Origin of the sequence: Anaeromyxobacter sp. SG66, from assembly GCF_022690805.1 — a bacterium.
In the GTDB taxonomy this organism is placed as follows: Bacteria; Myxococcota; Myxococcia; order Myxococcales; family Anaeromyxobacteraceae; genus Anaeromyxobacter; species Anaeromyxobacter soli.
This window is the reverse complement of sequence record NZ_JALCZC010000173.1, coordinates 1-5,494: the sequence shown is the minus strand read 5'-3', so window position 1 is coordinate 5,494 and position 5,494 is coordinate 1. Positions and strand designations below refer to the sequence as shown.

Annotated in this window: 6 protein-coding genes and 1 pseudogene; 4 read left to right on the top strand and 3 right to left on the bottom strand. The window is 77.2% G+C overall.

Features of this window, described 5'->3' with window-relative positions; all coding sequences use genetic code 11:
• Window positions 1-1,565, top strand: a 1,565-nt coding sequence (locus MNZ39_RS23050; RefSeq protein WP_242341435.1) for a lytic transglycosylase domain-containing protein, incomplete at its 5' end; no start/stop codon positions are given.
• Window positions 1,566-1,676: 111 nt separating this feature from the next.
• Here the strand turns inward: MNZ39_RS23050 and MNZ39_RS23045 are convergent.
• Window positions 1,677-2,549: a ribonuclease D gene (locus MNZ39_RS23045; protein WP_242341434.1), complete on the bottom strand. Its 873-nt coding sequence runs from the start codon at window positions 2,547-2,549 to the stop codon at window positions 1,677-1,679.
• Window positions 2,546-3,490, bottom strand: a complete 945-nt coding sequence (locus MNZ39_RS23040) for a pseudouridine-5'-phosphate glycosidase (protein ID WP_242341433.1) — start codon at window positions 3,488-3,490, stop codon at window positions 2,546-2,548. The genes MNZ39_RS23045 and MNZ39_RS23040 overlap by 4 nt, the downstream gene beginning before the upstream one ends.
• A gap of 87 nt (window positions 3,491-3,577) precedes the next feature.
• Here MNZ39_RS23040 and MNZ39_RS23035 point away from each other — a divergent pair, with 87 nt between their 5' ends.
• Genes MNZ39_RS23035 through MNZ39_RS23025 form a run of 3 tightly spaced genes read left to right on the top strand, consistent with a single transcriptional unit; the run spans window position 3,578 to window position 5,268 of the window.
• Window positions 3,578-4,366, top strand: coding sequence for a lysophospholipid acyltransferase family protein (locus tag MNZ39_RS23035; protein WP_242341432.1), 789 nt, complete (start codon window positions 3,578-3,580; stop codon window positions 4,364-4,366).
• A 51-nt stretch (window positions 4,367-4,417) separates the two neighbouring features.
• On the top strand, window positions 4,418-4,897 hold the full coding sequence (locus MNZ39_RS23030; protein ID WP_242341431.1) for a hypothetical protein: 480 nt from the start codon (window positions 4,418-4,420) through the stop codon (window positions 4,895-4,897).
• Between the two features lie 2 nt (window positions 4,898-4,899).
• Window positions 4,900-5,268: a response regulator transcription factor gene (locus MNZ39_RS23025; protein WP_242341430.1), complete on the top strand. Its 369-nt coding sequence runs from the start codon at window positions 4,900-4,902 to the stop codon at window positions 5,266-5,268.
• Here the strand turns inward: MNZ39_RS23025 and MNZ39_RS23020 are convergent.
• Window positions 5,265-5,494, bottom strand: a pseudogene (locus MNZ39_RS23020) (hypothetical protein); the annotation flags it as partial. The gene MNZ39_RS23025 and the pseudogene MNZ39_RS23020 overlap by 4 nt on opposite strands.

Genomic DNA, 5,494 nt, shown 5'->3' with positions numbered 1-5,494 from the left:
CGGGCCGCGCTGCCGGCGAGGCCCTCGAGACGTGGCGCGCGGCGGGCGGTCCGGTGCCGACCGCCACCGCGGCCGAGCAGCTCGCGCGCGCGGACCGGCTCCTCGCCACGGGCTGGCCCGACGCGGCGCTCCTCGCCCTCGACGCCGCGGAGCGTGCGGAGCCGCCCGCCGCGCCGGAGCGCGCGGCCATCCTCCGCGCCGGTGCGCTGCTCGCCCTCGGACGCCACGGCGACGCGGAGCGTCTCGCCGCGAAGTTCACCGCGGCGCCCGACGAGAGCGACCGGCGGGGCGCGCTGCTCGTGCTCGCGCGCGCGGCGGCGAGGGCCGGCCGGGTGGACGAGGCGAGCCGCCGCTACGCCGAGCTCGCGGCGCTGCGCGCGCCGATCCCGGGCATCCCCGAGTGGCGCCAGCGCGATCTGGGAGACGAGGCCGCCTACCTCTCGGCGTGGCTGTACTACGACGCCGGCCAGTTCGCGCGCGCCGCGACGGCCCTCGAGGCGTTCGCGAAGGCCAACCGGCGCTCGCGCCGCGCCGACGACGCGCGCTGGTTCTCCGCCTGGTCGCTCTACCGCCTCGGGCGCTTCCCGGCGGCGGCGCGCGCCCTCGCGAAGCTCGATCGGACCTCCTACGCCGACGCCGCGGCGTACTGGCGGGCGCGGCTCGCCCGGACCGGTCCGGAGCAGCGGCGGCTCTACCGTGCGGCGATCGCGGCCGGAGGGGACGGGTGGTACGGCCTGCTCGCGCGGGCGCGGCTCGCCGCCCTCGGCGAGTCCGCCGCGAGGATGCCGCCCCCCGACCCACGCCCCCTGCCGGAGCTGCAGGACGCCGCCGCCGCGGCGCGGCTCGCGGTGGCGGTCGAGCTGCTCGGGCTGGGGATGCGCGCCGAGGCGCTCGAGGAGCTCGCCGATCTCACCCGCTCCTGGCGCGCCCGCGCGTCCGCGCCGGTGGTGGCGCAGCTCGCGGCGTTCGCGGGCGACGCCGAGGTCCCGTTCCGGATCTCGCGCGACCACCTCCTCCCCACGCGGCGCGCGCTGCGCTGGGCGCACCCCGAGCCCTACCCCGAGCTCGTCCCGTCGCGCGCCCGCGCGGTGGGCGTCGATCCTTCGCTGCTGCTCGCCGTCATGCGGCGCGAGTCCGGGTTCCGGCCGGGCATCCGGAGCGGCGCGGGCGCCGAGGGGCTCCTGCAGCTGCGCCCCGCCACGGCCGAGCGGGTCGCCGCGCTGCTCGGGCTGCCGGGCGGGCTCGGCGCCCGGCTCGCGGAGCCGGAGGTGAACATCACGCTCGGTGCCCATTACCTCGGCCTCCTGCTCGCGCGCTTCGGCGATCCCGCGCTCGCCGTCGCGGCGTACAACGCGGGCCCCGGCGCCGCGGCGGAGTGGGCCCGGGCGCGCGCCGGGATGCCGCTCGACGCCTGGGTGGAGTCCATCCCGTACCGGGAGACGCGCGGCTACGTGCGGATCGTGCTCGCCGACTGGGACGTGTACCGCGCCCTGGCGGGCGAGCCGGCAGCGCCGATCGCGCCCGAGCGAGCCGTCACGGCGCCGGACGGCGGGGTGGCATTCTGAGGGAGGCGCGCACCCGCGACAGCGGGCGCGAAGGTTCACGGGCCCCGCCGAGCGGGGGTGGGGCCCCGACGACGGCGGCCAGCCGTCGGCGGGGCGGGGGCGCAGCCCCCGTTAGATCAACGCCGCGCGCACGGCCGCGAGGATCTCGTCGCCGAGGCGGCGCAGCACCGAGGGCGTGACCCCCGGGATCTGGCCGAGCGCCTCGGCGTCGCGCGGCAGGCGCCGCGCGATCGCGAGCATCGCGTCCTCCCCCAGCACCTTGAACGGCGGACGGTCGAGGGCCTGCGCGCGCTCCTCGCGCGCGAGGTACAGCGCGCGCAAGACCGTCCGGCCGGCGGGCTCGAGCTCGCGCGCGCCCCGCAGGCGGCGGAACCCCTCCGGATCGAACACGCGCTCGCGCGGCACCACCGCGGCGACCCGGTCGAACTCGCGCCGCGCGTCGTCCGTCGCGCCACGCGACTCGAGGTCGGCCGCCAGGAGATCGCGGAGCGTGAGCAGGAAGTGCGTGTCGAGCGCGGCGTAGGCGAGCTGCGCGGCGCTGAGCGGCCGCTGTCCCCAGTCCGAACGCTGGAACGCCTTGGAGAGCCTCACCCCGAAGTGCGCCTCCACCAGCGCGGACAGGCCGAGCCCCTCCCGTCCGAGCCGCCGGGCAGCGAGCATCGTGTCGAACAGGCGCGGCAGCCGCCAGCCGTACTCGCGCTTGAGGCAGCGCACGTCGTAGTCGGCGCCGTGCAGCACCGTCTCGCGTCCGTCGCAGAGCACCTCGCCGAGCGGGCGGGGATCCACCGCGAGCGGATCGAGGATGTAGTCGGCGGACCGCGTCGAGATCTGCAGCAGGCAGACCCGCTCGCGGTACACGTGAAAGCTGTTCGACTCTGTGTCGAGGGCCACCACCGGCTCCGCTCGGACCGCCTCCACGAGCTGCGACAGCGTGGCGGGGTCGGCGACGAGGATCGGGGTGGCGCCCGCTGAAGGGGGCGTCATCCGGCGGGATTGTATCCAATTCGGGCCAGCGCCGCCGCGACCTCGGCGGCGACGCCGGCGTTTCGCTCGAGCAGCGCGACGTTCGCCGCCCGCGCCCTCCCGTGCGTCGCCCGCGCGACGGCCTCGAGCAGGAACGGCGTGACCGCCTTGCCGCGCACGCCGCGGTCCCGGGCGTCGGCGAGCGCCGCCGCGATCGCGGCCTCGATGACCTCTCGCGGCACGGCCTCCGGGGGTGGGATCGCGAGCACGACGCCCTCGCGCCGCCCGAGGCCGCCCCAGTGCATCGCGAGCACGCGGGCCGCCCCGGCGCCGTCCTCCACCCGGTGCTCGAGGGGTACCCCGCTCGCTTCCGAGTAGAACGCGGGCAGCTCGGAGGTCCGCCAGCCGAGCACGGGGATCCCGAGCGTCTCGAGGGCCTCCGCGGTCGCAGGAACGTCGAGGATCGCCTTCGGCCCCGCGCAGACGACGCAAACGGGCGAGCGGGCGAGCTCGCCCAGATCGGCGGAGACGTCCGCCGCGCCGGCGGCCGGCTCGCCGTCGGGGATCCGGTGGACGCCGCCGATCCCTCCCGTCGCGAACACCGGGATACGCGCGCGCACGGCGACGGCGGCGGTCGCGGAGACCGTCGTGCCTGCGTCGCGTCCGGCGGCGAGGAGCGCCGCGAGATCCCGCACCGCCGCCTTGGCGGCCGGCCGGGAGGGATCGGCGAGCCGAGCCAGCTCCTGGTCGGACGCCCCCACCACGATCCGCCCGTCGAGCACCGCCACGGCGGCCGGCACGGCGCCCCCGGCCCGCACGGCCGCCGCGCAGCGGCGGGCGGCGTCGAGGTTGTGCGGCGGCGGCAGTCCCTGGGCGACGACGCTCGTCTCGAGGGCGACCACCGGCCTGCCCGCGGCGAGCGCCTCGCGGACCTCCTCGGCGATGCGGAGAGGCGTTTCCATGCACCGAGCATAGCCCGGGCCGTGCACCGGGCGCGTGCTATAAGCCTCGCCAGGGACCGTCCGGGCGGGCGGCGCGACGAGGATCGAATGAGGGCGCGAATCCGGGGCTGGGTGGTGCTCGTTTACACCGCGGCCTCGATGGTCACGTTCTTCCTGCTCAGCCTGCCCGACACCCTGCTCGGCCGCGGTCAGCTCGCGATGTGGTTCGCCCGCTTCGCCTGGTCCCGCTCGATCCTCCGGCTCGCGGGGGCCCGCGTCCGGGTGCTCCGCCTCCCGCCGCTTCCCGACGGACCCCTCATCTTCGCGTCCAACCACGAGAGCGCCCTCGACATCCTCGCGCTCGTCGCCCGGCTGCCGCGCACCGTTCGGTTCATCGCGAAGCTCGAGCTGTTCAAGATCCCGGTCTTCGGCCTGTACATGCGGCTCGGCGGTCACATCCCGGTCGATCGCGGGAACCATGCGCGCGCCATCGAGTCGCTCCGCCAGGCGGGCGCGGCGGTGCGCGGCGGCACCTCGCTCATCGTGTTCCCCGAGGGGACGCGCTCCACCGACCTGCGCGTCCACCCCTTCAAGAAGGGGCCGTTCGTGGTGGCGATGGAGGCCGGGGTGCCGGTCGTCCCCGTCGCGATCTCGGGCGCCGGGCGCATCACCCCGAAGCGCGCCATCGCGGTGTACCCCGGGGAGATCCGGATCGCCCTCGGGGACCCCGTCGACCCCCGCGCCTTCCCGAACAAGACGGCGCTCCTCGTCGAGGTGCGCCGCCGGGTGATCGAGCAGCACCTCGCGATCGGCGGCGCGGGAGGCGACACGCGCGACGCCGTGGCGGCGCCGGGGCGCGAGGGGACGAGCGCGTCCGCCGACGGCGCGCCGGTGTAGGAGCCCTTGCGCCTTGTCCGCCCCGGCGGGCGGGCGGTACGCTCTCGCACGATGAAGGAGCCGGCCCGCCCCGATCCGCTCCCCGCGGCGCACCGCGTGAAGGATGTCGCGCGCGACCTCGCCCAGGAGCTCGCCGGCGGCTACCGCCGCTCGACCCGCTACATGCGCCTCCGGGCCGCCGTGATCGGCGCGTGGGTGCTGCTCTCCGCGGGAGCGATCTGGGCGTCCTGCCCGGCCGGCGGGCCGACGAACCGCCTCGACGCCGAGGCGCAGCTCCTCCCCGGGTCGATCATGGGGACGCAGCTCCTCGTGAAGAACGGCTCCGATCGCCACTGGACCGAGGTCGCGTTCACGCTCGACGGCGGCTGGCGGTGCGACCGGAAGACGGTCCGCGCCGGGGACAAGGTGGTGCTCTCGCTCGCGGCGTTCCGGCGCGAGGACGGCGCCGCGGCGCCCAGGGACCTGAGACCGCGGGCGATCACCATCGAGTGCGTGGAGGGGCGCGCGACCCTCTCCCTCGCCGCGGAGTGACCGTGGACGGCCCGCGCGTCCTGCTCGTCGACGACGACCCCGACATCTGCGAGTTCCTCGGGATCCTGCTCGCGACGGAGGGGCTCGCCTCCGCGGCCGCCTCGACGGCCGACGAGGCGCTCGCGGCGGTCTCCACGGCCGCGGCGGTGCTCCTCGACGTGGCCATGCCGGGCATGGACGGGCTCGAGCTCTGCCGGCGGATGCGCGCCGCCGGCTTCGCGGGTCCCATCCTGATCGTCTCGGCGCGCCCCTCGCCCGATCTCCCGCGGCGGGCGGTCGAGGCCGGGGCGAACGGCTTCGTGCGCAAGCCGTTCGAGAACGCGGAGCTCGTGGCGCTCCTCCGGAGCCACCTCTCGGTCCCGCGCCGCTAGCGCCTTCGCGCCCGCGCCGCGGCCAGATCGTCCTGCGCCGCGTCCTCCGCGCGCTCTCTCGCGCGGCGGAGGCCCTCCTGCCAGCTCGCGCGGTGGCGTGCGATGGCCTCGCGCGCCGCGGAGGCGTCCCCGAGCCCCGCGCGCGCCGCCGCGACGCCCTCCTCCGCCGCCGCGAGCGCCTGCTCCGCGGACGCCAGCGCCGCGCGCGACTCCGCCTCCTCGCGCC